This is a genomic window from Ligilactobacillus animalis (assembly GCF_009933595.1).
GTDB classification, from domain to species: domain Bacteria; phylum Bacillota; class Bacilli; order Lactobacillales; family Lactobacillaceae; genus Ligilactobacillus; species Ligilactobacillus animalis.
The window spans coordinates 1,882,254-1,906,794 of the sequence record NZ_CP047141.1 but is presented as its reverse complement, the minus strand read 5'-3'; the positions used below and the strand labels follow the sequence as shown (position 1 = coordinate 1,906,794).

At 41.0% G+C, this 24,541-nt stretch carries 35 protein-coding genes and 1 pseudogene; 26 read left to right on the top strand and 10 right to left on the bottom strand.

All coding sequences use genetic code 11. The features are described 5' to 3' along the window. Window positions 1–507 precede the first annotated feature (507 nt). The 3 genes from rpmH to GSR62_RS09410 all read left to right on the top strand — a co-directional run bounded on the left by rpmH (window position 508) and on the right by GSR62_RS09410 (window position 1,912). On the top strand, window positions 508–642 hold the full coding sequence (gene rpmH / locus GSR62_RS09420) for a 50S ribosomal protein L34 (protein ID WP_003701411.1): 135 nt from the start codon (window positions 508–510) through the stop codon (window positions 640–642). 65 nt (window positions 643–707) lie between these two features. After that, the gene (gene rnpA / locus GSR62_RS09415; RefSeq protein WP_004049716.1) at window positions 708–1,064 is read left to right on the top strand and encodes a ribonuclease P protein component; all 357 of its coding nucleotides are present in this window, start codon (window positions 708–710) and stop codon (window positions 1,062–1,064) included. An 11-nt stretch (window positions 1,065–1,075) separates the two neighbouring features. Beyond that, complete coding sequence (locus GSR62_RS09410) at window positions 1,076–1,912, top strand: YidC/Oxa1 family membrane protein insertase (protein ID WP_010690081.1); 837 nt, start codon at window positions 1,076–1,078, stop codon at window positions 1,910–1,912. 122 nt (window positions 1,913–2,034) lie between these two features. Here the strand turns inward: GSR62_RS09410 and GSR62_RS09405 are convergent, their stop codons facing one another. Together GSR62_RS09405 and GSR62_RS09400 are read right to left on the bottom strand one after the other, a co-directional pair. Beyond that, window positions 2,035–3,006: an FAD:protein FMN transferase gene (locus GSR62_RS09405; protein WP_010690080.1), complete on the bottom strand. Its 972-nt coding sequence runs from the start codon at window positions 3,004–3,006 to the stop codon at window positions 2,035–2,037. Next, a complete protein-coding gene (locus tag GSR62_RS09400; RefSeq protein WP_066023742.1) occupies window positions 3,006–3,932 on the bottom strand; it encodes an NADPH-dependent FMN reductase in 927 nt (308 codons plus the stop codon). Before GSR62_RS09400 ends, GSR62_RS09405 begins: the two co-directional genes overlap by 1 nt. A gap of 399 nt (window positions 3,933–4,331) precedes the next feature. Here GSR62_RS09400 and GSR62_RS09635 point away from each other — a divergent pair, with 399 nt between their 5' ends. From GSR62_RS09635 to GSR62_RS09390, 4 genes are all read left to right on the top strand, one after another. After that, entirely contained in the window at window positions 4,332–4,454 is a 123-nt protein-coding gene (locus tag GSR62_RS09635) for a hypothetical protein (protein ID WP_010690077.1), read from the top strand. Window positions 4,455–4,458: 4 nt separating this feature from the next. After that, on the top strand, window positions 4,459–4,626 hold the full coding sequence (locus GSR62_RS09460; RefSeq protein WP_168731138.1) for a hypothetical protein: 168 nt from the start codon (window positions 4,459–4,461) through the stop codon (window positions 4,624–4,626). Window positions 4,627–4,816: 190 nt separating this feature from the next. Further along, window positions 4,817–6,097, top strand: a complete 1,281-nt coding sequence (locus tag GSR62_RS09395; RefSeq protein ID WP_066023743.1) for an NCS2 family permease — start codon at window positions 4,817–4,819, stop codon at window positions 6,095–6,097. Window positions 6,098–6,223: 126 nt separating this feature from the next. Further along, complete coding sequence (locus tag GSR62_RS09390; protein ID WP_066023744.1) at window positions 6,224–7,459, top strand: S8 family serine peptidase; 1,236 nt, start codon at window positions 6,224–6,226, stop codon at window positions 7,457–7,459. 62 nt (window positions 7,460–7,521) lie between these two features. Here the strand turns inward: GSR62_RS09390 and GSR62_RS09385 are convergent, their stop codons facing one another. After that, entirely contained in the window at window positions 7,522–7,776 is a 255-nt protein-coding gene (locus GSR62_RS09385) for a hypothetical protein (RefSeq protein WP_010690069.1), read from the bottom strand. 104 nt (window positions 7,777–7,880) lie between these two features. Then, on the bottom strand, window positions 7,881–8,549 hold the full coding sequence (locus GSR62_RS09380; protein ID WP_010690057.1) for a histidine phosphatase family protein: 669 nt from the start codon (window positions 8,547–8,549) through the stop codon (window positions 7,881–7,883). A gap of 128 nt (window positions 8,550–8,677) precedes the next feature. Between GSR62_RS09380 and GSR62_RS09375 the strand changes: the two genes are divergently transcribed. From GSR62_RS09375 to GSR62_RS09590, 9 genes are all read left to right on the top strand, one after another. Continuing rightward, window positions 8,678–9,769, top strand: a complete 1,092-nt coding sequence (locus tag GSR62_RS09375) for a DHHA1 domain-containing protein (protein ID WP_066023745.1) — start codon at window positions 8,678–8,680, stop codon at window positions 9,767–9,769. Between the two features lie 95 nt (window positions 9,770–9,864). After that, complete coding sequence (locus tag GSR62_RS09605; protein WP_168731139.1) at window positions 9,865–10,398, top strand: ATP-binding cassette domain-containing protein; 534 nt, start codon at window positions 9,865–9,867, stop codon at window positions 10,396–10,398. An 11-nt stretch (window positions 10,399–10,409) separates the two neighbouring features. Next, window positions 10,410–10,784: a hypothetical protein gene (locus GSR62_RS09600; protein ID WP_052006314.1), complete on the top strand. Its 375-nt coding sequence runs from the start codon at window positions 10,410–10,412 to the stop codon at window positions 10,782–10,784. Then, entirely contained in the window at window positions 10,781–11,506 is a 726-nt protein-coding gene (locus tag GSR62_RS09365; protein WP_066023746.1) for an ABC-2 family transporter protein, read from the top strand. Before GSR62_RS09600 ends, GSR62_RS09365 begins: the two co-directional genes overlap by 4 nt. A 47-nt stretch (window positions 11,507–11,553) precedes the next feature. Further along, complete coding sequence (locus tag GSR62_RS09360; RefSeq protein ID WP_002837184.1) at window positions 11,554–12,591, top strand: IS1595-like element ISSag10 family transposase; 1,038 nt, start codon at window positions 11,554–11,556, stop codon at window positions 12,589–12,591. Between the two features lie 23 nt (window positions 12,592–12,614). Then, a complete protein-coding gene (lnu(C), locus tag GSR62_RS09355) occupies window positions 12,615–13,109 on the top strand; it encodes a lincosamide nucleotidyltransferase Lnu(C) (protein WP_019543803.1) in 495 nt (164 codons plus the stop codon). A gap of 180 nt (window positions 13,110–13,289) precedes the next feature. Further along, window positions 13,290–14,057 (top strand): ABC-2 family transporter protein, encoded by a 768-nt coding sequence (locus GSR62_RS09350; RefSeq protein ID WP_066024283.1) that lies wholly within the window; start codon window positions 13,290–13,292, stop codon window positions 14,055–14,057. Window positions 14,058–14,130: 73 nt separating this feature from the next. Beyond that, complete coding sequence (locus tag GSR62_RS09595; RefSeq protein ID WP_225362252.1) at window positions 14,131–14,529, top strand: hypothetical protein; 399 nt, start codon at window positions 14,131–14,133, stop codon at window positions 14,527–14,529. Window positions 14,530–14,574: 45 nt separating this feature from the next. Next, window positions 14,575–14,793, top strand: coding sequence for a LytTR family DNA-binding domain-containing protein (locus GSR62_RS09590; protein WP_225361383.1), 219 nt, complete (start codon window positions 14,575–14,577; stop codon window positions 14,791–14,793). Window positions 14,794–15,243: 450 nt separating this feature from the next. On the opposite strand, the gene GSR62_RS09340 is transcribed toward GSR62_RS09590, so the two are convergent. Genes GSR62_RS09340 through GSR62_RS09330 form a run of 3 tightly spaced genes read right to left on the bottom strand, consistent with a single transcriptional unit; the run spans window position 15,244 to window position 15,981 of the window. Continuing rightward, window positions 15,244–15,573, bottom strand: coding sequence for a hypothetical protein (locus GSR62_RS09340; RefSeq protein WP_066024282.1), 330 nt, complete (start codon window positions 15,571–15,573; stop codon window positions 15,244–15,246). 35 nt (window positions 15,574–15,608) lie between these two features. Beyond that, the gene (locus GSR62_RS09335; protein WP_066024281.1) at window positions 15,609–15,809 is read right to left on the bottom strand and encodes a hypothetical protein; all 201 of its coding nucleotides are present in this window, start codon (window positions 15,807–15,809) and stop codon (window positions 15,609–15,611) included. Beyond that, window positions 15,799–15,981, bottom strand: coding sequence for a hypothetical protein (locus tag GSR62_RS09330; protein ID WP_010690042.1), 183 nt, complete (start codon window positions 15,979–15,981; stop codon window positions 15,799–15,801). Before GSR62_RS09330 ends, GSR62_RS09335 begins: the two co-directional genes overlap by 11 nt. A gap of 504 nt (window positions 15,982–16,485) precedes the next feature. Between GSR62_RS09330 and GSR62_RS09325 the strand changes: the two genes are divergently transcribed. Both GSR62_RS09325 and GSR62_RS09320 read left to right on the top strand, forming a co-directional pair. Further along, a complete protein-coding gene (locus GSR62_RS09325) occupies window positions 16,486–16,641 on the top strand; it encodes a hypothetical protein (protein WP_010690041.1) in 156 nt (51 codons plus the stop codon). Window positions 16,642–16,678: 37 nt separating this feature from the next. Beyond that, a complete protein-coding gene (locus GSR62_RS09320; RefSeq protein WP_010690040.1) occupies window positions 16,679–16,819 on the top strand; it encodes a hypothetical protein in 141 nt (46 codons plus the stop codon). A gap of 66 nt (window positions 16,820–16,885) precedes the next feature. Here GSR62_RS09320 and GSR62_RS09315 read toward each other — a convergent pair whose 3' ends face one another. Both GSR62_RS09315 and GSR62_RS09310 read right to left on the bottom strand, forming a co-directional pair. Continuing rightward, window positions 16,886–17,122 (bottom strand): DUF2922 domain-containing protein, encoded by a 237-nt coding sequence (locus GSR62_RS09315; RefSeq protein WP_035447043.1) that lies wholly within the window; start codon window positions 17,120–17,122, stop codon window positions 16,886–16,888. Window positions 17,123–17,140: 18 nt separating this feature from the next. Further along, the gene (locus GSR62_RS09310; protein ID WP_035447045.1) at window positions 17,141–17,341 is read right to left on the bottom strand and encodes a DUF1659 domain-containing protein; all 201 of its coding nucleotides are present in this window, start codon (window positions 17,339–17,341) and stop codon (window positions 17,141–17,143) included. Between the two features lie 592 nt (window positions 17,342–17,933). Between GSR62_RS09310 and GSR62_RS09305 the strand changes: the two genes are divergently transcribed. The 8 genes and pseudogenes from GSR62_RS09305 to GSR62_RS09275 all read left to right on the top strand — a co-directional run bounded on the left by GSR62_RS09305 (window position 17,934) and on the right by GSR62_RS09275 (window position 23,626). After that, on the top strand, window positions 17,934–18,662 hold the full coding sequence (locus GSR62_RS09305; protein WP_066024280.1) for an ABC transporter ATP-binding protein: 729 nt from the start codon (window positions 17,934–17,936) through the stop codon (window positions 18,660–18,662). 1 nt (window position 18,663) lies between these two features. Next, window positions 18,664–18,834, top strand: coding sequence for a hypothetical protein (locus GSR62_RS09300; RefSeq protein WP_161517668.1), 171 nt, complete (start codon window positions 18,664–18,666; stop codon window positions 18,832–18,834). A gap of 90 nt (window positions 18,835–18,924) precedes the next feature. Then, a complete protein-coding gene (locus GSR62_RS09295; protein ID WP_066024279.1) occupies window positions 18,925–19,986 on the top strand; it encodes a hypothetical protein in 1,062 nt (353 codons plus the stop codon). Between the two features lie 111 nt (window positions 19,987–20,097). Further along, window positions 20,098–20,232, top strand: a complete 135-nt coding sequence (locus tag GSR62_RS09630) for a hypothetical protein (protein ID WP_263850653.1) — start codon at window positions 20,098–20,100, stop codon at window positions 20,230–20,232. A 961-nt stretch (window positions 20,233–21,193) separates the two neighbouring features. After that, window positions 21,194–21,691, top strand: coding sequence for a hypothetical protein (locus GSR62_RS09290; RefSeq protein WP_066024277.1), 498 nt, complete (start codon window positions 21,194–21,196; stop codon window positions 21,689–21,691). Between the two features lie 9 nt (window positions 21,692–21,700). Next, a complete protein-coding gene (locus tag GSR62_RS09285) occupies window positions 21,701–22,456 on the top strand; it encodes a GHKL domain-containing protein (RefSeq protein ID WP_066024276.1) in 756 nt (251 codons plus the stop codon). 5 nt (window positions 22,457–22,461) lie between these two features. Beyond that, entirely contained in the window at window positions 22,462–23,241 is a 780-nt protein-coding gene (locus tag GSR62_RS09280; RefSeq protein WP_066024275.1) for a LytR/AlgR family response regulator transcription factor, read from the top strand. Between the two features lie 73 nt (window positions 23,242–23,314). Continuing rightward, a pseudogene (locus GSR62_RS09275) lies at window positions 23,315–23,626 on the top strand (hypothetical protein). Between the two features lie 237 nt (window positions 23,627–23,863). Here GSR62_RS09275 and GSR62_RS09270 read toward each other — a convergent pair. Continuing rightward, window positions 23,864–24,538: a VIT1/CCC1 transporter family protein gene (locus tag GSR62_RS09270; RefSeq protein ID WP_010690026.1), complete on the bottom strand. Its 675-nt coding sequence runs from the start codon at window positions 24,536–24,538 to the stop codon at window positions 23,864–23,866. Window positions 24,539–24,541 lie beyond the last annotated feature (3 nt).

Below are 24,541 nucleotides of genomic sequence, written 5' to 3'. Positions count from 1 at the left end.
TAAGATACCTCCTTTTTGATAAATTTTGCATGCTCCTATTGTAGCATTAAAAAAAAATGTTTTCCACAGGTTGGGTAAAAAAAGTAAAAAATAAATCACAGGTTGTTAATTAAGTTATCCACAAGTTGTAAAAAAGTGTGGATAGTTAAATTATTTTAAAAAGTTATGCACAGAAAATTTCAAAAGCTATAAACCTTGGTATCAAAGAGATATATGAGTTATACACATAGGGTTATTTACAAATTGACAGGGAGAAATTGACAGGCTGTGATTTGTGGATGCTTTTGGGGATTACGCTGTGGATGTAAAAATTTTATCGACAGCCAAAAAACGCAAAAGTGGATAAAATGTGCATAAAAATCAGCTACTTTTTTGCCGAGAAAACTGAAAAAAAACTTTGAATTTTAGCTAAGATATGGTAGTATTACAAAGTAAGTCTGAACTTGACATCAAGCTACTTTTTTTGTAGGATATTAAGTAACATTGTATAAAAGGAGGTGTTCTGTTGTGAAAAGAACTTACCAACCTAAGAAACGCCATCGCCAACGCGTACACGGTTTCCGTAAACGCATGAGTACAAGCAACGGTCGTAATGTGTTAGCACGTAGACGCCGTAAAGGTAGAAAAGTATTGTCTGCATAGGCCACTGGACCGTCAGTGGTCTTTTTTAGTGTATGCGGACTTTTCAAATCATTTGGAGATGGGTTATGAAAAAATCATACCGCGTCAAGAAGGAAGCGGAGTTCCAAGAAGTCTTTACCCAGGGTAAGTCATGTGCGAACCGCATGTTTGTGGTCTACATGATCGAAAAGCCCGAGCAAAAGCATTTTCGCGTCGGAATTTCCGTCGGCAAGAAAATTGGGAATGCTGTCGCACGTAACTGGGTCAAGCGTCGGATTCGTCAGAGCTTGACCGAATTAAAGCCGCAGCTAAAACAAGATTGCGATTTTATCGTGATCGCGCGCCCAAGTGCTGCTGGAATTTCAACAGCTGATGCAAAGAAGAATTTGATCCATGTCTTGCACTTGGCAAGAGTATTGTCGGATGACCAATTTGCGAAGTGAGGTAAATGCAAATGAAGCAAGGGAAAAGACTAGCCGCTGTCATTAGCGTTTTAGGTTTAATGCTCTTTTTGAGCGGCTGTAGTACTGATCCAGTCAATGCCCAAAGTACTGGGATCTGGGATCATTACATCGTATGGAACTTTATTCGGGCGATCGAAGCCTTGAGCAACATTTTTGGCCATAATTATGGCTGGGGGATCGTGGTCTTTACGATCATCGTACGGATCGTGATCTTACCGTTGATGATCTATCAAATGCGCAGTATGCGTAAAACAAGTGAATTGCAACCAAAATTAAAGGAATTGCAAGCTAAATATCCAGATAGAGATGTTGAATCCATGCAAAAGATGCGGGAAGAACAACAAAAGCTCTATGCTGAGGCTGGAGTCAATCCAGTCGCTGGATGTTTACCGATCTTAGTTCAAATGCCGATCTTGATCGCCTTGTATCAAGCGATCTACCGGTCAGAAACTTTGAAGACGGGGCATTTCTTGTGGATGCAATTAGGTGGGCGTGACCCATACTTCATCTTGCCAGTGTTAGCAGCGTTATTTACGTTTGCAACGTCTTGGTTAAGTGTTAAATCTCAACCAGAGCAAAACATGATGACAACGATGATGACTTATGGGATGCCACTGATCATCTTCTTTACCGCGTTAAACGTGCCTGCAGCCCTTTCATTGTACTGGGTGATCACAAACGCCTTTTCAGTTGTTCAAACACTTGTGATCAATAATCCGTTTAAGATCCAACGTGAACGTGAAGAAAAGAAACGAGCTGAAAAAGCCCGTCAACGTAAACTTGAAAAAGCTAAACGCAAAGCTCTCAAGAGTAAAAAGAAAAAATAGTAGTATCATAACCGAGTTGCTCGCAAGTGCGAGGGGCTCGGTTTTTTGTATAAAGCAAACAAGGGAGCTACTACGATGAATTTACATCGTGGTAGCTTCCTTATTGTTTATTCAGTGATATTTTATTTGAATTCTAACTTAAAAGAATCATCTAATAGAAAAACATCGGCTGGCTCAAGCCCACAGATCTGGATCGTTCTATCTTTAGTAATAAAAATAGCACCATAGACTTCGGAGGTCGGTTGCCAATCGGGTTGCGGACCGTCGGCAAAGAAAAGCCGCGTCGTTTCGATCTCGGCTTGGACCGATGTTTTAGTAAAAACAGTGACACTAGCTAAGTTATTCTCATGTGGATAACCTGTTTTAGGGTCAAGAATGTGATGATAAGTTTTGCCGTTAGTTTTCAACAGGCGTTCATAGATGCCACTGGTGACAGCTGAACAGGGACCGTATTTGACTGAGAGGATCGAATTGCCCCGTTTAGTGAATGGATCTTGGATACCGATCCGCCATAACCCATCTGGATGATGTGGTGCCAGTCCTTTGAGCAATAGATTGCCACCAAGATTGATCATCCCACTGCTGATCCCTTTGGCAGCCCAGAGATCTTGGATCCGATCAGCGATATAGCCCTTAGCGATCGCACCAAGGTCAAGTTGCATGCCTGCTTGTTTTAAAAAGATCGTGAATTTATCATCATCTAATTCGACTTGGGTAGGATCGATCAAAGAAAGCTGTGAGGCGATCGCTTCTTTAGGTGGAACATTGGCCCCACTAAAACCGATCTTCCACAATTTGACGAGTGGTCCGATCAAGGCGTTAAACCCAAAATTTTCTTGGCTGGTCTTGATCGCAAGTTTAGTCAGCTGATAAGTTGAGTCACTGACAGCAACGGGCTTGATCCCAGCTGCATCATTGACGTCCATCAGTTCTGAAGTAGAGCGATTAACAGTCAAGGCAGTCTCGTAGGCTTGGAGAAGAGCGTAACTATCATCAAGGTCACTTACTTTAGCACTCCCAAAAGCAGTTAAGTAGATGTTTGTCCCCAAGCCACGATAAGTTTTGTGGATAGTTTTATGTGCTAGATCTTCCATCAGCCTTCAGATGCCCCCGTTGTTGTGTCAACTTGGGCAGGAGCGAGAACTGGCTCTTCTTTTGGCGCTGGAGTCGATTCTGAAGCGCTAGTCAAGGCATCTTCAGTATAGATCAAAGATGGCGGTTCTTCGGTGACCGTTTCTGGTTTTGTAGCTGTTTCTGAGGCGCCCGTTTGTTCATCTGGGAAACTAAACTCGGTATCGTCGTCTAGGACAAAATTGATCCCATTAGCTTCTTCAAAACTCATATCGGCAGTTTCTGAAGCGCCAGTAGTAGTATCGATCCGATCAAGTGCTTGTAAGGCACTTTTAGCTTCTTGCTGTTTAAGTGCTGGAGTGGTCGGGATGTGTTCGTTTTTGGCCTGTGCTTGTTGAGCATGTTGCAATTTTTCAAGCGCAGTTGCATAGTGGATGAAGCCATTAAAGCATTGTTCTAACCAGGAAATCGTCCCTTGATCGATCAAACATCCTTTTTCATCAAAGGCATTTTCCGCACGGCCAAGTAAAAATTGGAAGCCTGGCAATACAAAAGAACCCAGACCAGGAGAATCAAGGATCCGCCGCAAACTCTCTTGGGCTTGGACGGTACCCAAATTACCTAGGGAAGCACCGACGATCATTACCGGACGTTTTGTTAGCGGGTGGACTTTCCAAGAGAGCCATTCGATCACTGATTTTAAAGCTGCTGGAATATCATGGTCATATTCAGGGGTTCCAAAGATCACTCCATCAGAAGCTTCGATCTTTTGAGCTAAATCTAAAACACTTTGGGGCGTCTGTTCGTAATCTTCGCAAAAGAGTGGGATGTCTTTTATCTCAGTCACTTCGATCTGCGCTTGCGTAGCAAAATGTGAACTCATGAACTGAAGGAGCTTACGGTTGTAGGATTTTGTAGCGTTAGTACCAACGATAGCGATGAATTTCATAATTAGCCTGCTATATAGAATGTAAGCAAACAACACGTGTTTGAGAGAGAAATATAGCTTTTCCTTTCGTAATGAAAATAATTGTCATTGTGGTCTCTTACATTTTAACTTTCTGTGACCCGACTTTTTATAATTACCTATATATAAAGATAAGGATATTTGCCAGTAAGAGCAAGTCTTTTATAGATTTATCGCAATTTATTTACAGGTCGATAAACGTAAATTTATTTAGATGATATACATTGAACGCAAAATAATAAAAGTTTATTTTAATTAAATTTACAAATGAACACTTATCTCTTTTCTAACTTAATTTGACAATTCGGGTATGAAAAGAAACGTGAAAATGAGCAACGAAAGCAGATCTTTATCCTGACTAACAGCGATCAACTCAAGCAGATGGTCCAAAAGCTAAAACGAGCAGCAAGTGACCGAGCATATTTAGATACCCTCTTGGCAGCCCAAAGACAGCAAGCTGAGATGGGATCGGTGGCAATGTATCAAGAAGTGTTAGGGAGCTAAGCTGATGAGTGAAGATCCGTTAAGAGAAGGGATCGCAAAACGAATGGAAAAGGTCAGAAAAGACATTCCCGTCGAAAAAAAGCCTAATTGGCGCCGGCGAGTGATCGTCTTAGTGATGAAATTGGTCTTGGCTGGAGTAATGTTATTTTCGATCCTGCGCTATTTTTGGTAATAAATAAGCAAATAACGAGGACTCAGCATAGTGGTCCTTGTTTTATGATAAGATGATTAGAATTTGTTTCAAAGGACGATATTACTTTTTTTAATATGAAGTAGATCGAAAAAATCAATTTTGGTAGTTGGCTAAAATTTTTGCTAGAATTGAATAATGTGTTAAAAAATAATAGAAACGAGGGGCGAAAGTGTTAGCTAATTTTAAAAATTTGACTAAGCAAGCAAAAAAGACGGAGATCATTGCGGGGCTAACGGGCTTTTTTGCGATCTCATATATCATCATCGTAAATCCACTGATCTTGGCTGATGCCCATATCCCAGCAACTTTGAGTGTGTTTGCGACGATCTTTTCTTCGGCGCTAGGGTGTTTGATCATGGGGCTTTGGGCAAATGCTCCGATCATCATCACTCCAGGAATGGGGATCAATGCCTTCTTCACCTATACTTTAGTGGTCGGAATGCACTTAAATTGGCAACAAGCGATCGCGATCTCGATCATCAGTAGTGTATTGTACATGCTGGTAGCCTTCAGCAAGGCGAGCGAGAAACTATCTGAAGCGATCCCCCAAGAGTTAAAGATCGGGATCACAGCGGGGATCGGGCTGTTTTTAGTTACTTTAGGCCTAGAGAAAGCCAAATTGATCCAACAAGGTGGCTCCCGCTCACTCTTAGCTGTAGGACACCTAACTGATCCAGAAGCGCTTTTAGCCTTATTTGGTTTAGCTTTGACCCTAGTTTTATATCTAAAGAGAACTAAGGGAAGTTTTATGATCGGGATCGTTGTAACGAGTGCCTTGGGTGTGGTCTTTAAGGTTGGACTTCAAGATCCGCCTAAGGTCAGTTTAGCTGATCTGGGTAAGTACAGTGCACTCTTATTTCAAGGTGATTTTAGTAGCTTGTTTTCTTTGAAATTCCTCTTGGCAGTTTTTTCGATGTCGATGATCTTGATCTTCGAATCGATGGGGATCTTAGAAGGTTTATTACCAGATGCGAAGAAATTTAAAAAGACGTTTGAAGCTAGCTCGGTAGCGACATTTTGTTCAGGCTTCTTAGGCACAAGTCCGACCGTTGCCGCAGCTGAAAGTGCCGCCGGGATCGAATCTGGTGGCAAGACGGGCTTGATGACGCTCGTCAGTGGCGCAATGTTTGTCTTGTCATTATTCTTTATCCCACTGCTCAGCTATGTTCCGCAAGCGGCGATCGCACCGGTGATCATCATTACAGGAGCGATCATGATGCAACAGTTGAAAGTCTTGGATTTTGACGATTTTTCAGAATGGTTCCCGGCCTTTTTGATCATCGTGTTGATCCCGTTGACCGGCTCGATCTCAGTTGGTTTAGCCTTTGGGTTTGCAGCTTATCCATTGGTAAAATTTGCGGCACGTAAAATGGATAAATTAAATCCATTATTATGTTTATTGAGTGTCTTATTTATTTTGCAGTTGATCTGTGAAGCAGTCTTACTATAGTAAAATTAGGTTTTAAGCAGAGCATTCTGTTTAAAACTTTTTTTTATTAAAAAAGTATTGTTTTTAGATGTGAAGACTTGCTATACTTAGGGATGAAAATGGTCTAAATTGAGGGTGGTGAGTTAGGTGAAATTTTTCCAAAAGCTCAGTTGTGTAATGTTGCTTTTGGCATTAGTTATTTGTTTTTATTATCGTAATGGCTTAGTGAGTAAACCGATCGGACATACGGGCGAATTTGCGTTGAAGCATGAACAGGCTGGGTATGCTGTTTCTTTGTATTACCCTAAGATCGATCTAACTAAAGCGCACCAAAAAAATGTCAGCGTCGGTATCATTGACTCAGGGATTTCACCTAAAGTAGGACATGAATTAAATATCGCAGCTGCTTACGATCTTTCGGGGCAAAATGAGCCATTTGATCAGACCGGTCAGGGAACTAAGATCGCGAGTATTATCGGAGCTAAAGATAACCACTATAAAATGATCGGTTTAGCGCCTAATGTTAAACTCTATTCATATAAAGTAGATACCACTAGTCACGCGCTACAAGCCGCTTTGCAACAGGCTTTAAGTGATCGCGTTGAAGTTTTAGATCTCAGTTTTAAAGTCGACCAAATAACGCCACAGATAAAAGCACTGGTAAATAAGTATCTCGCGCAGGGAGGCTTATTTTTTACTGCGGACAAGCGTTTGGGGCAGATAAGAGGAGTTGCCACGGTCGGAACGTTTAACGAGTATTTCGAGCTACTGGACAGGGGGCGGACCTACTATGCTCCAGCTGAACAACTAGCATTGGGAATGGATAATCGGATCCAGAAGGTCACTGGTGATGCGTATAGTACGGCGTTTGTCAGCGGGACGGCTGCCAGTCTGCTGGCGCAAAGAGTAGCACCTGCGCAAGTCAAACAACAACTCGCAGTGTATTTTAGTCCACAGGCGATCGAAAAACACCATAATATCAGTCATGTGATCGCTAAAACTTTTAACAAAAGTGATATATATCTGGGTATTTCCCTGGTTATTTTGACTTTGATAACAGCTGGCCTAGCCTTGATGTTGGCCATCAGACGGCGTAAGAACAAGTATTTGCTAGGGGTAAGTATCAATACTTTGTTGCTTTTGATCTTAGCGTATTTGTTGGTGCCGATCCAAGCCAATGATCAGACGATGAAATATTGGATCTTAAGCTTATTAGTGATCTTTACGCTCTTTCAGTTGTATTTTAGTTGGCGTTTAGATATGGCAAAGCCTTTTAGACTGAATCGCCTATTCAATCTGAGTTATAATATCTTTTTACTAGTCTTTTCGCTTTGGCTGATCATGTTTGTGATGTTAGGCTATGCGGGCAGTACGCATTTTTAGATAAATAAACGCGGGACCCACGATGGATGGATCCCGCGTTTATTTATTTAGCGCTGACCGGCTTATTTTTGCGCTAAAGTTTGCAGTTTATCGAACAATTCATTAGCTTTTTCACTCAATTTTGGGGTTGAACGTTTGATGACTGGCGCCATATTGGTGAATTTATGTAATTCAGCTTTAAAGGCTTCGTCGGAACTGTTCTTAAAGGCTGTAACGGTCTCTTCGATGTATTCGGTAAATTTGGTACCGGGTTGGGTCTGTTTGAGTTCGGTAACGAATTTTTCTAAAGTTGCGACGATATTTTCTTTTGTACTCATAATAGATTGCCACCTTTACTATGAATTTTATTTACACTTAGGAGAATACGCTTACATAAAAATGAATGCAACAAAAAAAGACCGCAAAACTCGGTCTTTTTTAGCTAATAAGTTTCACTATCTAAGTAGTGGTTGTAGTATTCGACTTTGACATCATCGTCAGTCACAGTCAATTTTGTGACAGCACCGTTTTTAGGACCTAATTTTTCAGCGCCTAGATCAGGGGCAAAATGATCGACAATACTTCTGATCGTGATGCTGTGGCTGACTAAGAGCACTTTTTGACCGTCCGCTGTATTTTTACGTAGGTGCTCAAAACCGGCATTGATTCGGGCCCAATACTGTTCATCATTTTCGGCATCCTTGAAAGGATCGGTCTCATGCAAGAGATCGCGCGTTTTTCCTAGGTTATATTTTTCTAAAATATCGTTATATGTGCGACAACCGTGTAATGCTCCGACCATGAGCCAAGTTTGAGCTGCGTCGTTACCTTCGAAATAGCCAAAGCTTTGTTCGCGGAAGTTTTTGAGCTCACTTGGCACGATATCTTGGGAGTGTTGGTTATTTTCTAAGATGAAATGGCAGGTACGCATGGCACGTGTCGTATCGGAATGATAAGCTTTGTCGAACTTGATGTCGGCTAAATGCTTACCCGCACTTTTGGCATCGTTGACCCCTTTTTGCGTTAAAGGTGAGTCACACCAGCCTTGGAGACGGTTATAACTATTCAAGATCGTTTGCCCATGGCGCACCATATAAAGTGTAAATGTCATTGTAATATTCCTCACTGTTTTTTCGATACTTTAAATAATAACATGCACAGACTAGCTTTTAAAGCGTTGTTACGGGTATAATTAGGCTAGAGTAAAAAATGAGCGTAATCTTAGAAAGGAAATTACATTTGAAAAAGACACGACATATCAAGCTTTTTTCGCATAACGACTTAGACGGATTTGGAGCTCCCGTCTTGATCACGACGCTAGCGCCTTACCTTTTTAAGGACGTTGAATTTGACCTAACGACTTGTTCGGCAGGCAATCTTGATCGCGAATTATCCTATTGGTTCCGACAACCCGATATTTCTCGCTTTACCGATGTCTACATTATGGATATGACACCGGATAGCGATTATTCGTTCCAACAGCTCGAGCAACGCTTCGCTAATCATTGGTTGATCTTTGACCATCATGAAAGCGAAGAAGAATTACGGAACAACTATGCGCTAAACTGCATCAAACCACTAGATGAGGGGAAAAATCCGAGTGCGGTCAGCTTGGTCTATGATTGGTTGAGCCAAAAGCCTGATTTTATGAAGATCCCGGAAAAGAAACGGGCGCAAGTGGCGGAATTGGTAGAGTTGATCCGGGCGTATGATACTTGGGATTGGCAAAATGATCCATTGATGTCGGTCGAAGAAAGACAAGCAGCTGATGAATTGAATCAACTATTTTGGTTCTATCCGTTGAGTAAATCGTGCAATTTTGTCGAAAGTGTCTTTGCTACAGGCTGGGAAGATTACCGGCAAGCAAACGAACTGTTGATCCACACCTTAGCTGGCAGACGGACGCGTTATTTGGAAAAACACCTTAAAAATGTTGAGACCTGTGAGTTGGATGGGCACAGCTTTGGCGTTGTCTATGCCAGTGATTATAAGTCGGAGATCGCGCATGCGTTGTTGAAACGTTACGATGTCGATGCAGCCTTAGTGATCGATGGCCACAGTGTTTCTTTACGCTCTAATGGACGGCTCGATGTGGCTAAATTTGCCGCTGAATATTTTGGTGGTGGTGGGCATGCCGATTCCGCTGGTGGAAAATTAGAAGTTGAACCCCTTAAAGTTGCCGAACAAGCGGTGATCGAATCGATGCGCCAACGCTCCACGCTAAATGCTGATGTTGCTAAACAAAATAATAGTGATAAAGCTTCATTAGCTGATCAACTCGATCCAGAAATGGCAGCCAAGCTCGTAGCCTTATTTGGAAATGCTGATTAACTAAATCCTGCTCTGTAAGTGCTAAATCCTGTATTGCACTTACGGAGCTTTTTTTGTTGCATTAAGCTTAGTGACAAAAAAAGGGGGCTGGGCACATGATCGAGGTCAAACATGCAACGTTACAATACACCACATTTACGCGGGCTCAAGGTGTAAATGGCGTCATCCGTGATTTTTTCAAACGGAGAAAGCAACAAGTCACGGCAGTAGCTGATGTCTCATTTACGATCAGAGAAGGCGAGATGGTCGGCTTGATCGGGCGCAACGGTGCAGGCAAGACGACTCTAGTCAAATTGCTGACGGGGATCTTACCCTTGGCCCAAGGAACGATCGTGATCGACCAGGCGCTCCCTAATGAACGCAGACCCCATTTTTTAAAACAGATCGGGGTCTTATTAGGCCAACGCTCGCAATTGATCTGGGATCTACCACCGATCGATACATACGATATGTTGGCAGCGCTGTATGAACTTGGGGCTGAGCAATACCATGCACGGCTCAACTGGTTGAGTGAACAGCTGGCTGCGACCGACCTGATCTATCTGCCGGTCAGAAAGCTATCTTTAGGACAAAGGGTCAAGTGTGAGCTGATCGCGGTTTTGCTACATGAACCCAAGTATCTTTTTTAGATGAACCGACATTGGGCCTTGGTCTAGTGACCCAAAAGGCAATCTACAAGATCTTGCGTGCCGAAAATCAGCAAAATAAGACGACGATCGTGACGACTTCTCACTATGTCAAAGATATGGAACAGCTAGCTGATCGTCTCTTGATCTTAAATCAAGGAGCGCTGATCTTTGATGATGACTGTGATCAGTTAGTGAACAACTTGGTGACTAGAAAACTCTTTGATGTAGAGTATTTGGCTAAAGGACAGATCGTTAAAGTGACTTGGAGTGCAGCTGAACTTTTTTCAAAGGTAGCTGAGCTTGAGCCCGAAAATATTTTAACGATCAAGCAACGTGGGGTCAGCTTAGAAGAACTGATCAGTCAATTGATCGAGGAAGCAAGATGAAGTATGCGGTTATTTTTTGGACGAGTTTAAAAGAAAAAGTGATGTACCGGACAGATCTTTGGTTGCAATACATTTTGCTAGGGTTACAGCTAGTAGTCAATATTTCCGTATGGCAGGCGCTATACACCAATGATGCTCTTATGCTCAAAGGCTATTCGCTCAAACAGTTGAGTCTGTATCTTTTGAGTACTAATCTTTTAGCGTTGTTATTTAGCGTGGCGCCAGCTTTTAGATTGGCCGATCAGATCAAAAGCGGGCGTTTATCAACACTGTTATTGCGCCCAGTTTCCCTATATGGTGAGAGTTTAGTGCATTTTTTAGGGGCGCAAGTGCCGAGTCTATTACTGGAATTAGGTGTGATCGGGTATTTGTTATGGACACTAGAGCTGTCGTTGTGGCGCTTGCTGTGGCTATTAGTTTATTTGGCACTAGCCCTGCTGATGTTTTATGGTTTGATGCTATTATTTGGGATGCTGGCCTTTTGGCTATTGGAATTGTGGCCTCTGCGCGCTTTTGTGACGGCTTGTTATCTTATGCTAGGTGGGCGGTATTTTCCACTGAGCAGCTTACCCGAAGCGATATTTAGGTTTCTCCAGTACAATCCTTTTTCGCTGGTGACCGATGTCCCGGCGCGGATCATGACTGGCCAACTAGCGCTAGAGAGATCAAGTAATTACTTTTGGCTCTGTCACAACAAATGGTTGATTTTTGACGAGAAATAGCGTATAATAATAGTAAGAAACAGTACCACCGAAGGAGGTAATTGGATATGCCTACTATCAAAGACGCATTAGATATTATCGGTAAGTTGACTGTCGCAGAGCAGGAAAGCCTTAAAACAATGCTTTTAAGTCCTGCCTTTGTAAAGTCTTTGAATATTGAAGATTTCGTAGCAAAGGAACGCTTTGCAAATGGTCGTGTATGCCCTCTTTGTGGCTGTATCCATGTGGTTCGCAATGGTCATCGTAAAGATGGCACACAGCGATATGTATGTAAGGATTGTGGCAAGTCCTTCGTGATTGCTACGAACTCCATTGTGTCTGGTACAAGAAAAGACTTGTCCGTGTGGGAGCAGTACATTGATTGTATGATGAATGGCTTATCCATTCGTAAGACTGCTGTTGCTTGTGGGATTCACAGAAACACCGCATTCCTTTGGAGACACAAGATTTTGGATGCACTTCAGAATATGGCAGACGATGTTACCCTTGACGGCATTATTGAGGCTGACGAAACTTTTTTCGCCATCTCGTACAAGGGCAATCATAGCAAGAGTAAGACATTTGCTATGCCACGCAAGGCTCATAAGCGTGGTCATTCTACACATATCAGAGGCTTGTCCCAAGAAAAGGTATGTGTTCCTTGTGCGGTTAATAGGAATGGCTTGTCTATCTCCAAGATTACGAATACTGGTAGAGTTTCTACAAGAGATTTACATCATATTTATGATGGTAGGATTAAGACCAATTCCACTCTTGTTACGGACAAGATGAACTCCTATGTGAGATTTACAAATGCCAATGGCATTGACCTTGTGCAGTTAAAGACTGGCAAAGCCAAGAAAGGCATTTATAATATCCAACATATCAATAGCTACCATAGCCAGCTAAAGAGGTTTATGCGTGGCTTTAACGGTGTTTCTACCAAGTATCTGAACAACTATCTTGTGTGGAATAACCTTGTAAATTACGCCAAAGAAAGCGACATGGAGAAAAGGAACATCTTCTTAACTTTCGTTTTGGCAACATTGAAAACTGCTAAATGCAGAGATTTATCAAACAGACCAGCAGTTCCTCTGGTCGCCTAATTAGAATTTGTGGAGATGATAAGATGGTCAATATAACAGATGTAAAACAGATTCTTCAATTTGCAATAGATGCGGAGATTAAAGTCTTTCTTGATGGTGGCTGGGGTGTAGATGCTCTTCTTGGATATCAGTCAAGAGCCCATAATGATATTGACATTTTTGTAGAAAAGAACGATTATCAGAACTTTATAGAAATAATGAAAGCTAATGGCTTTTATGAGATTAAGATGGAATATACAACATTGAACCATACTGTATGGGAAGATTTGAAAAACAGAATTATTGATTTGCATTGTTTTGAATATACGGACGAAGGTGAAATTCTTTATGATGGGGATTGTTTTCCGGTAGAAACTTTTTCGGGTAAAGGAAGAATTGAGGAAATAGAGGTTTCCTGTATTGAACCATATAGTCAAGTAATGTTCCATCTGGGATACGAGTTTGATGAAAATGATGCACATGATGTGAAGTTATTGTGTGAGACACTTCATATCGAAATTCCAAATGAGTATAGATAACTGCAAATAACAGTTTGTAGGGGAGTTCTGATACTCCCCTATAAAAATGGCTATTTATCAACTGTTTGTTGTGACATAGCCTTACTTTTTAGCTGTGCTTGGGTGGATCATGTTACTGACCATGATCTATAAGTTCACTTTTTTACGGGGAACAAAGCGGTATGAGGGGGTCGAGAGTTGATGCGGATCTTGCAATGTGTTTGGAGTAGAAGTTGGAAACAATTCATGATCTACCGTGCGACGGGATGTTTAACGCTAGCTTTAGCATTAGTATTTTATGGGATCGAATTGTTGACGGGATATATTTACTTTTCAAGTGATGTTACGGTCAAGGGCTGGGATCGCACCGATTATCTGTTGTTGGTGACGACCGCTTCGCTGATCATGGCGTGGTATAATTTCTTCTTTGTTTTGGGGCATGAGCAGTTGAGCGAAAAGATCTTAACTGGGGCATTAGACCAGATATTACTTAGACCGGTAGACCCTTATTGGCTTACAGCGTTTGGAGGGTTTGATATTCCCAGTCTTTTTGACCTGGGCTTTTCCTTAGTGATCGCAAGTTTATTTTTGAGCAAGTATCAGCCAGCGTTTTTCGAGTTAGTATGGTATTTTTTAGCGTGTTTATTAGGTGTTTGTGTCGTTTTTTTATTGAATCAATTGTGTATCGGCTGTGCCTTTTGGATCGTGCGGACCAGCGCCTTGAGTGGGATAGTTGAAGATCTAGTCGGGATCTTTAGTCGTCCCCGCGCATTTTTCCCAGTGAGCCTGCAGATCATTTTTACTTGGCTCATTCCCATCCTTACAGTGACCAATTTGCCGATTTTATTGCTCAAAAGGCATGCTGGACTAACAAGTTTATCTCTATTAGCTGGACTGACGTTGTTTTTGTACATTGTTTCACGGTGGCAGTGGAAATTAGGTTTGAAGCGGTATTTTTCAGCGGCTTAGAAAAATTCATTCAAAACATTTTTACCCACGGGGATGATTTTGCGTTAAAATTACGCTAAAGGGGGAATGAAAAATGGAGGTTATGTATTTTGTGCCAGCATTGTCGTTAGATGCAAATGCTAAATTAAAGGATTATCTGTCGAAGGTTCCTTGTTGTGACGAACTTCAGGCGTTAGAGAAGATGTCAGCTCAAGTCTGGATCGTAGTTTTGACCCAGAAGTTGTGCCAACAGACTTTGGCGACCTGTAAGTTGCGCCAGCAGTTGAATCCAGGTCAGAAATTTATTTTCTTAGTTGATCAAAAAGAGCTTTGCTTTTGGATGTATCGCTATCAATTACAGGCAACTGCAGTTATTTTTTGTTATGCCCAAACGTGGTATCAAGAATTGATGGCCGCCTTGCAGGAGCTTGAAAAATCTACGGATCTTTGTTTTAAATGTCGGGGAAAGATCATCAAGGTCGAACTTGAATAGATCTGTTATGTGGAGTCGCAGTGCTCTAACACGCATGCTGCTGTTTTGTGGCTCGTAGATAAACAAACGATCCAAGTACCTAAGAATTTGCATGTTTTGGAAAAAGAAAATCCGCGTCTCTGGCGAAGTCATCAGAGTTATCTTCTTAACCCGGGAAATGTCTACATGTTAGATAAGTTGAACGCGACTGCGACATTTGTTAACGGACTGAAATGCCCAGTCTCACGGCAAAAATTCAAGATACTAGCCGAACGTTTTGCGTAAACCACTCAATTCTTAACACAATAATAGCTAAGAAAAAGAACAACTACGATCTTTTCTTGGCTATTATTGTGTGGAGCTATTGATCGGGGTGACTGAGCAGTTGGAGTGTGGCAATGAAGACACAGCTCATAAAGACCAGTTGATCTCTTGCATAGAATGTGAGCATAGCATAGATCGCAAAGGCCAGAATACATCCTTTGAAAAACTTTGGCCATGCGAAGGTCCACTTATGTTGCCTATACTCTAGACCACACAGCATACTGATGGTAAGCGTTGATAGGACTGGAGATAGCCAAGATGAGACTGGATCAAGGCTAGCCCAAGTGCTAATGAACGTTAAGCAGACATAGCAGTTAGCTTTGCCCCACCAAGAGATGCTGGCTTTTTTCAAAACTGACATTGCTATTCACCGACCCTCATCAAAATAATTTTAGGGACTGCTTATGCGAACTATTTGAGCTTAGCGAGTTTATCGAATAGCCGGCAAGTGATCACAAAGGCAAAAAGTACCATAACTTCTCTGTCGGCTAGGTAATAAAAACACATGGCATAGACGGCAGTCGCGAGGATGATCCCTTCTAAGAATTCGAGCTGCGAAAAAAATAATTTATTGTTTTTACATTCTAGGCTGGATAAACCGCTAAAAACAAGAACTAGTAAGCCAGGTTCTAACCAAGATGAAAATGTGTTTAATCTAGCTAAAAAGCTAACAAGTGATAAGCAAGCATAATCGCCACTTTTGATCCATACAGAAGTAGTAACTTTTTTTAAAACCAACATGTATATTCACCGACCTTTACCTAAAAATTAGCGATTTAACGTCGCTTTTTACGTCTTTTTTTAGGAGTATAATTGGCATCTGCAGCGAGTGAACCAAGAAATGCACCAGCACCTAAGGCAGTAAAGAAAGTTCCTGCATTTTCGGAATTCTCTTCATCGGAGATTGGTCTGGAACCGCCAATCGAGGTTTGAAGTTCAGCGATTGATAAAATTGGAAAATTTAATTTACTTACCATATCGTTTCTTCTCCTTTCGATGTTCATAATAGTAAGCAACAGCGAATTCTGTTGCAAATCCCACAGACCCCACAACCCAATCACCGCGGATCTTAGGGGAAATTGTTGCCCCACCTGAAATTGATTCGAGTTCATTTTCGGGTAAAGCTGTATATTCTGCTAAATTTTTCATATACCATACCTCCAATGTTTTTTAGGAAAGAGCGATCTTTCCTTGCACCTAAAGATAAACTCCTTACTAACTAAAATCAATTGGGTTACAGGATTTTGCCTACTGGTAGCAGGATTTTTTCAAAATAGAGAATGTTACATACGATACTAGTTTTTTCATGTTGCTTTACATAACAAGTTTGGAATTTTGGTAGGTTGTTGTTGAGTAGTGTAAATGTTTTATCCTAGACTAGAGAATGCAGGAAACATCTTAGCTAGTTTTTGAATTAAGGTCAGTGGAAAAATATACAATTTGCTTGTGCTTAATAGAAATAAAGCATATAGCGAACCAAGAAAAGAATTATATTATGCAGTTAATGATAAATTTAACTTGTAGATTTAGACCTATATATTTTATTTTACTCAAATTGGATACAAGAACACCCAAATACGACGATTTTCGCGGTTTGCCCCATTTTTGCGTTATCTTAATATTGTGAAAATTAAGAAATTTAGGAGGATCGTGATGAAAAAGCATAAAAAACGTAATGTGGTCATCTTGTGTAGTGTACTCGTAGTATTAGGTCTAGTTGCTTATCTGGCTTTGAGTGGTAACGATAACGGGGATGGCTTTATGCAAGGAATCAGAGATGGTATGAGAGAGGCGCAGAACCAAAAATAGCAATATATCTTCTTTGTTGTACGAGAGGGCGATAAAAATGAAAAAACATAAGCTAACTATTTTAGGTGGCGTATTATTATTGTTGGTCGTTGGGGCCCTTTTTCTATCTGGACTCTTGCATTTAGATGACATAACACATGGCTTTGAACGGGGCTTTCAAAGCGAACAGACAAAGTAAAAAGCACGACCGAGGTCAACTCGGTCGTGCTTTGGTGTTAACGGGGCATAAGGCTTTTAACCCGGGTTATTTTGCGGGTTTATTATCGAATAAAACGTGATCAGTGGTCGTGACATACCGTGCGCCCATGGGAACCTCATACATGGGATTCTTATCCTTGTCGACAAATAACTTCAGATCAGCGAGTTGTTGCATCGCTTGTTTGACCTTTTCCGTGTCAAGATCGGTATCGACAAAGTTTAGCTGCATGTGGTGTGTCGCATGCTTAGCAGTGGATAAGAAGATGAGATCTAATTTTTTCATAATGTGTTACCTCCGTGCTTAATTAGTGTGGCTTGTGGTCATGACATAAACTTCTTTTAGCTGTTCGCCAGTCAACATAGCGATGAGTTGTCCAAATTGATGGAGTTGATCGGGAGTTGCACCTTGGATCACATTGTTAAAGGAACGTTGTCGTGTTGTCCCGTCCTTTTTTACAAGTTTTACGCGAATTGCATTTTTGTCCCAGATTGCTTCAGTCATTGGTTAGTCCTCCTTAGATTTATTCTGTAAGTCGATCGCCCTTACACTACTAATAACGAAATGAGTTGCTGATATGTAACCCTAAAAAATAATTTTTTTGAAAAATGACCACTTACTGAAAAATAGGACCATTTACTGTTTGGAGATACTTTTTCAACTTTTTTGATAGCATGATCGGATTATAGAAAGGAGCTAAAAGATACGTAAGAAAGAATTTAAGGTGTTGGACAAAGATGTAAAATGCTCTATCGTTGATGGTGGAATTTAAATCACCGATACTTTAGGATTTGAAGTGTTAGGGAGGAATAACAATGGAAAAGAAAAGGGTCTAAAAGCAAAATTTGCGCTTGTCGGGATCATTGTGTTGGGAATTATTGTTGGTTTTTCATTGTGGACACATCGGGCAGATAATATCAATATACATAAAAAAAGACAAACACTCATTAAATAAAATAAGGTTTGTCTTCGATCTGGGCAGTACTACATGTGCTGCTTTTTTTTTGCGTGTACATATTTGTCATAAAAAAGACCACATCTGATAAATACCATTTCTGCGCCAAAGATAAGTTATACTTACAGTGAGGTGGTACAGATGATCGAATTCAAAGGTGTAACTAAAAAATATGATAATGTGATCGCTTTGAATAATTTGAACTTGGTGATCCCAGCGGGAAAGATCTTTGACTTTTTAGGCCATAATGGAGCGGGAAAATCAACGACCATAAAGAGCTTAGTCTCGATCTTAAATCCAGATGCGGGGCAGATCATAGTTGATGGGAAAGATTTGGCCGAGCAACGCTTTTTGGTCAAGAAAATGATCGGCTATGTTCCCGATTCACCCGATATCTTTTTACAGCTAACGGCAGCTGAATACTGGGACACGCTAGCGGCTGCTTATGAGATCAAGGCAAGTGAAAAGGCTACTAGGATCAAAGAATTAGCTGGCTCATTTGGGATCTTAGAACGCCAAGATGAAGTCATGGAGAGCTATTCACACGGGATGCGCCAAAAAGCAATCATCGTGGGAGCTTTATTATCTGAGCCAGATATCTGGGTCTTAGATGAACCACTACAAGGACTAGACCCGCAAGCTGCTTATGATCTAAAAGAGATGATGAAAAAGCACGTTGCGAAGGGAAAGACGGTGATCTTTTCAACACATATCTTAGATACGGCTCAACAATTGTGTGATGAACTAGCGATCTTGAAGAAGGGTTCACTGATCTACAATGGTACCGTGGCGGAACTGTTAGCCAAAGAACCAGGGAAATCTTTAGAACAGATCTATCTAGAGTTAGCCGGCCGGAAAGAGGGTGAATGAGATGATCGATCTGCATCGGTTATGGGCTTTGATCAAGGTAAGTCTGATCTACCGTCAACCTGAACTGACGCTAAGAGAGCGGAAGAATCACAAGAGTGGGGACCAACTGATCAAGAAGTTTTTATTGATGGATCTAGGTAGTGGGGCCCTATTAGCTGTCGTCTTTGGGTAGATATTTTTAGCAAGTGACTTTATACGATCGCCGGGACTATTTACGCTGATGGTCGTGTGGTTTGGAGTGGTCACTATTTCCCAGGAAATAATGTTTATTTACAACATCTTTTTTGATAGTCGCGATCTGAATGCTTATTTGCCGTTACCATTTAAGATGAGTGAGCTTTTTTTGGCAAAAATGCTGACGGTATTTTGGTCGACACTACCAGTAACTTTGCCACTTTATGTCATGATGTTATTGACTGCTTGGCAAGCACAAGGCTTCTTTTGGTTAAGAGTCTTGGCTGCGAGTTTAGCGTATCTTTTATTAGTTATTTTGTTGTGCCTTTTGGGAAATTTACTCGTCTTTTCTTTGACTAGAAGTAAATTCTTTCAGCACCACAAAAAGATCATTACTTTTGTCTTGTTGGGATTTTCAATGGTGATAATCGTATTTAGCTATGCTCTTTTCAAAGATGTCTTTAAAGTAGCTGAACATGTCAAAGTGATAGCGATAGCATTACCATTTTACAAATTGATCGTGATGCCAAGTTGGCAAGCGGTGATCTTTAGTTTACTAGAGATATTAGGTGTTATCGGAATCTTGGGCTGGGGCTTGAGTAAGCTCTTCTTGAGGGATCTAAATGCTCAATTGATGAGTGATAAAGTTACTAAAGTCGTCAAAAAGCACCATGAGTTTAATAATTTGGATCGGGTTTTACAGCATTACAATATAAGATTATTGAGTGATCCCACTTTATTATTGCAGGTGATCTTGGGGAGTTTGATGATCCCACTAATGTTTATGTTACCTGGCTTATGGGGACAAAACCTGGCGCTACAAAATATTACGGGGAGATACTATGGGATCTTTTTACTAGTGGGCGTATGTTTAACACCATTAATGTATGGAATAACTTCATTAGGAGCGATCATCATCTCACTAGATCGTGAAAATCTATATTTTATTGAGAGTCTACCACTTAGTTTGAAACGATATCTCAAGAATAAGTTTAAGATCGTCTGTTGGCTACAAATGAGTCTATCATTTGTAGTAGCTGTTAGTTTAGGGATAATCACTCATTTTCCGTGGTGGGGGTGGGTATATTTTTTGATAGGGATCCTAAGTGCAACTTATGTATGTACCATATATTTTTTCGTTAGAGATTAGCGAAAACGATATCTAGAATGGGTCGACATCTCACAACTTTTTACACGCGGTGGCGGACAGATCGTACTATTTTTGCAAGGGGCAGTATTATTATTAGTTGAAGGGATCATTATGGGAATCGCTATTTTCTTGGCTACGGTATTACCTGCTTGGGTAACAAATACTGTAATACCGCTCGTTATTTTAGGGGTAACGATTTGGTGTCATGGGTACTATCGCAAGACTTTTTGGCAACAGATCGAATAAATATGTTAGCCAAAGGACCACTTATGAGTGTTTGCACTATTTTTTGAGTTTTTAGCATAAAATAGTTTTGGAATTATTATAGTTATTATGGGGTGAGTAGCGTGCAGGGGATCTTGGATTCGATCGCAGAATTTTTTTGGTTCACGGTAGGAACAGGGGTAGGAATATTTTGGACTCTGTGGTATTGGATGGATAAATATATTCTGAATCTTAAAGTATTAGTAGCAATATTTGTAGCTATCTTATTATTTTGGATCAATCTTGAAATGGGCATTTCATTTGTATTGGTCGTATTTTGTGCCATGATTATTGATCTAACAAGAGCATAGGCTAGCCTGTGCTTTTTTAATAGGGCTTTTCCCCTTATAGACCCAAATAGCTCGAATAATTAGGTATATCATGATTCCGACGAGGATCAATAATAGAAGCGAATAGCAAATTTCGGTAACTATATCCCTTGGGGTAGTTACTAGTCGATAAACGCCAAGCGCCAAGCGCTATTGCTAAGAGAACTTGTACCATGACGTAGAAATAGCCTAAAAGATAAAAAATTTTAGATGCAAGCAACTTCTTGAGCCTCACTAGTGTCCGATGAAATAGAATAACAGCGAGGGCCCAAATAACTAATAACAGAGAATTGATGATAAAGGATAAACGAAAAATTACTTTTGTCATCGTCAACGTCAAAAAAGCTAAGAGTATTAAACTTAGTAATGAAGCAAAGAAATAATATTTTTTCATATTGAGCACCTTCGATCCTTCCTAATAAAGGATAGCATCAATATGCTGGTGCTAACTGAAAGTATCATAACTGGGCTATTTTTACTCATATTCGGGAAGCAAAGACGAGCTCAACTGAAATGTATTAGTATGGCAACTTTTTTCGAGTATTTGAGTATAGTCCAAATATTGTCTTATGTTAAGATGAAATCAAGAATTTTGATGATAGAAGGGATCGGATATGCTGTATCGATGGGGCTTTAGCCTGATCGCAACGATTATTGAATATAGTGCGATCTACCTTTTGATCAAGCCTAACAAGAGTCGGTCACAGACGGTGCTTTTTATCGCAGTTACTTTGCCACTCCTGGTCAGTTTAGATCAAGCGGGGATCGTTGGGAAATACTGTTCCTTGGCGTTAGAAATGCTCGCATTTTACTTCTTTTATCGGACCAAACCACGTAATTATGCACTACTAGGGCGATTAGTGCTGGCAAATTGCCTAACATTCATTGCAGTTTTAGCAAGTGATATTCTCTGGCGTTATTATTCTGCAATTTATTTTGCTTTAGGGCATTTAGCAGTTGAGGCGTTGTGTGGTGCGATCTTTGTTTACATAGGAGTGCATCTTAAAGTTGATAGTGAGCTGGATAGCGAGACCGGAAAACCCTTCTTTTTGCTTATTTGCTACATGGGGCTTGCTTTGAACTCGTTTCTTTTTATCCGGGATGTGAGTTAAAGTAAGTTTGTGACGGGGATCTTATTTGGTTTTACCGTGATCCAGTTGATTTTTGTCGGGATCATTTACTCTTTGATCAAACAGTATCAGCATAAAAAAGACCTCGAAGAACAGCGGCGCGATCTGGAAGCCTATATGCGTGAATTAGAGCTAAATCAGCGTAAGTTGCGCAAATTCAAGCATGATTATCAAAATATGTTGCTCAGTCTAGAAGAAAGCATTCGGGCGGGCAAGAGTGCACAAGCTTTACAGCAGTTAGCTAAATATTCGCAAAAAAATTTTACGGATAAACTTTTGTGGCGTTTTAATGATGTAGATAATATCAAAGATCTACAGTTAAAGAGTATCTTTATCAATAAGTTAAACATTTTATTCAGCTATGATATCAAAGTCGATTTTGAATGTCGGCAAGAGATCAAGACGCCTGCGCATTTAGATACCTTTGATCTAGTGCGGATCATCGGGATCGTTTTAGATAATGCGATCGAAGAAAGTCGTCTTTTAGGGGCAAGTGCTTATGTCCAAATGGCACTCTATCAGACAGAGGGCGTGTTAGAGATCATGCTGAAAAATCGTTGCCGACATGAAAAAGTTGAATTAGCTCAGATCGAAAATGCGGGCTATTCGACTAAAGCCGGACATTATGGGGTGGGACTTACGATTGTGCGTGAGATCGTATCAGACTACAACAATATTTTTATCGAGTATACGTCAGCCAAGCATGAATTTACCTTTGAGATGAAGGTCGTTTTGGAAGAAAGGTGAGAGAGATGAAACATCAAGTGCTCGTATGTGATGATGAATTAGCGCAAGTCCAAGGCCTAGCCGAGATGCTTGAGCGGGCGATCGTGATCCAAGATGATGAGCGACAGGGGAAACTAGGATTTTTAGGGTACTACACCTCATATGCTGCGACGCTACAAGCGGTCACCGACCATCAAGTGACGGGAGGAATCTATTTTTTAGATATCGAACTTTCGCCTAAACAGTATGATAGGACAGGTTTGGATCTAGCCGAAGCGATCAAACGACAAGATCCTAAAGCGCAGATCATTTTTGTAACAACGCATGATGAATTGGCACTAATGACTTTCCATCGGCGGATCGGTGCTTTGGATTATATCATCAAAGATTCGACGCGCTCGGAATTTCAAGGTCGAATAACAGAGGCCTTGGCCTTAGCTTTAGAAAATATCGCTACAAGTCATACAGCACAAAAATACACCTTTACCTATAAGATCGGCCACAAGATATATAACGAAAATATTGATGATGTCGTCTGCATCGTAACGACTGAGCGCCCACATCGACTACGCCTCTATAAAGTTGATGGGATCGCTGAATTTAATGGCAATTTAAAGGAGCTAGTCGAGCAATCCGAGTTTTTACATCCGATCTCACAATCGTGTATCGTCAACGCCAAAAATATCAAGTCGATCGATCTTAAGGAAAGAAAGATCCTGTTTGTTAACGGTGAGTTCGAGTATTTTCCACGTCGTTCGCTCAAGCAAGTCAAGCACTTGATCGATGAACTGGGAAAGATACAATGAATAACATTAGGGACCAAATTTTTTTAAACAAATAATTATTTTTGGCGTATACTAGAGCTGGGAAGTGAGCAAAATGCAAGCTAAATTACACGGAAAAACAGTGGAAGTTTGGCAAGTAAGTCGGACTAATGAACAGCCCCAATGGGTCAAAGAAGCTTTTGCTAAGCATTATTTGACTTGGGTCGGTAAGCGTTTACGCATCGTGATGCCAGCGCTAGATACTTCGACTATGGTAAACCTAAAGTTGGAGATGATCGGGACTTTAGGTGGTGGCTTTTGCGGTTATACGATGTATGTCATGGCCGACTAAGGTGACTATTTAGATGTGACCGACCATCGTGTTGTCAGTGAACAGCAATTTTTACAGAAATATCAAGTGGACTAATAAGTATGTGATAATGCGGTTAGTGCCGTATGAATAACGCGGGCTCCACCATATCTTGGTGGGGCCCGCGTTTGCTTTATCGCTTATTCTTTATTTGTACTTCTTTGCACTGTGAAGTCGTGCTGCGAATTGCAGCTCCTAGGAAATAACCCCATCACAACTCCGAGGCAAAAAGCGCCTCAAAGTTGCGCTGCAGTTATTTCTACGGAGCTAAGCGCAATTCTTCGCACTGTGTATTTATAGCATGATCCCGACGGTGTAGTGGATGATCATAGTGATGATCCCTACTATCAAGTTGCGTAGGATAGCAGTCTTGACCATGCCATTGCCCAATTTAGCACTTAAATAGCCGGTCAGTGCGACTGAGACACAGACCGCTAAGATCGTGGCCGGCCATTGATATTGAACTGGACTCAAAGTCATGGCTGCTAACGGGAAGATCCCACCGATCGAAGCCGAGACTAAAGACGAGAGAGCCGCATTCCACGGATTCATATATTGCCCGAGATTTAGGTTGTATTTGATGCTGATGATGGTCTCAAGTGGCTTTTTTGACATCAGATCTTGGGCGATCAAAGCAGCAGTTTGTTCGCTTACGCCCCGTTCAACGTAAAACATTTTGACAGTTGCTAATTCACTTGAAAAATCAGTCTTTAATAATTGCTTTTCTTTAGCGACTGCCGCTTTTTCGGCATCTTTTTGCGTGCTGACCGAAGCGTACTCGCCAGCTGCCATCGAAAAAGCACAGGCTAGTAGATCAGAAAGCCCCGCGATAAAGATCGTAAATTGATCAGTCGTTGCCACCGCCACACTGAACAATACGCCGACCACGGTCAAGATCCCATCATTTGAGCCTAAGACCCCAGCCCGTAAGGTATTGAGCCGTTCACTCATTGAACTTGTCTTTTTCATCTG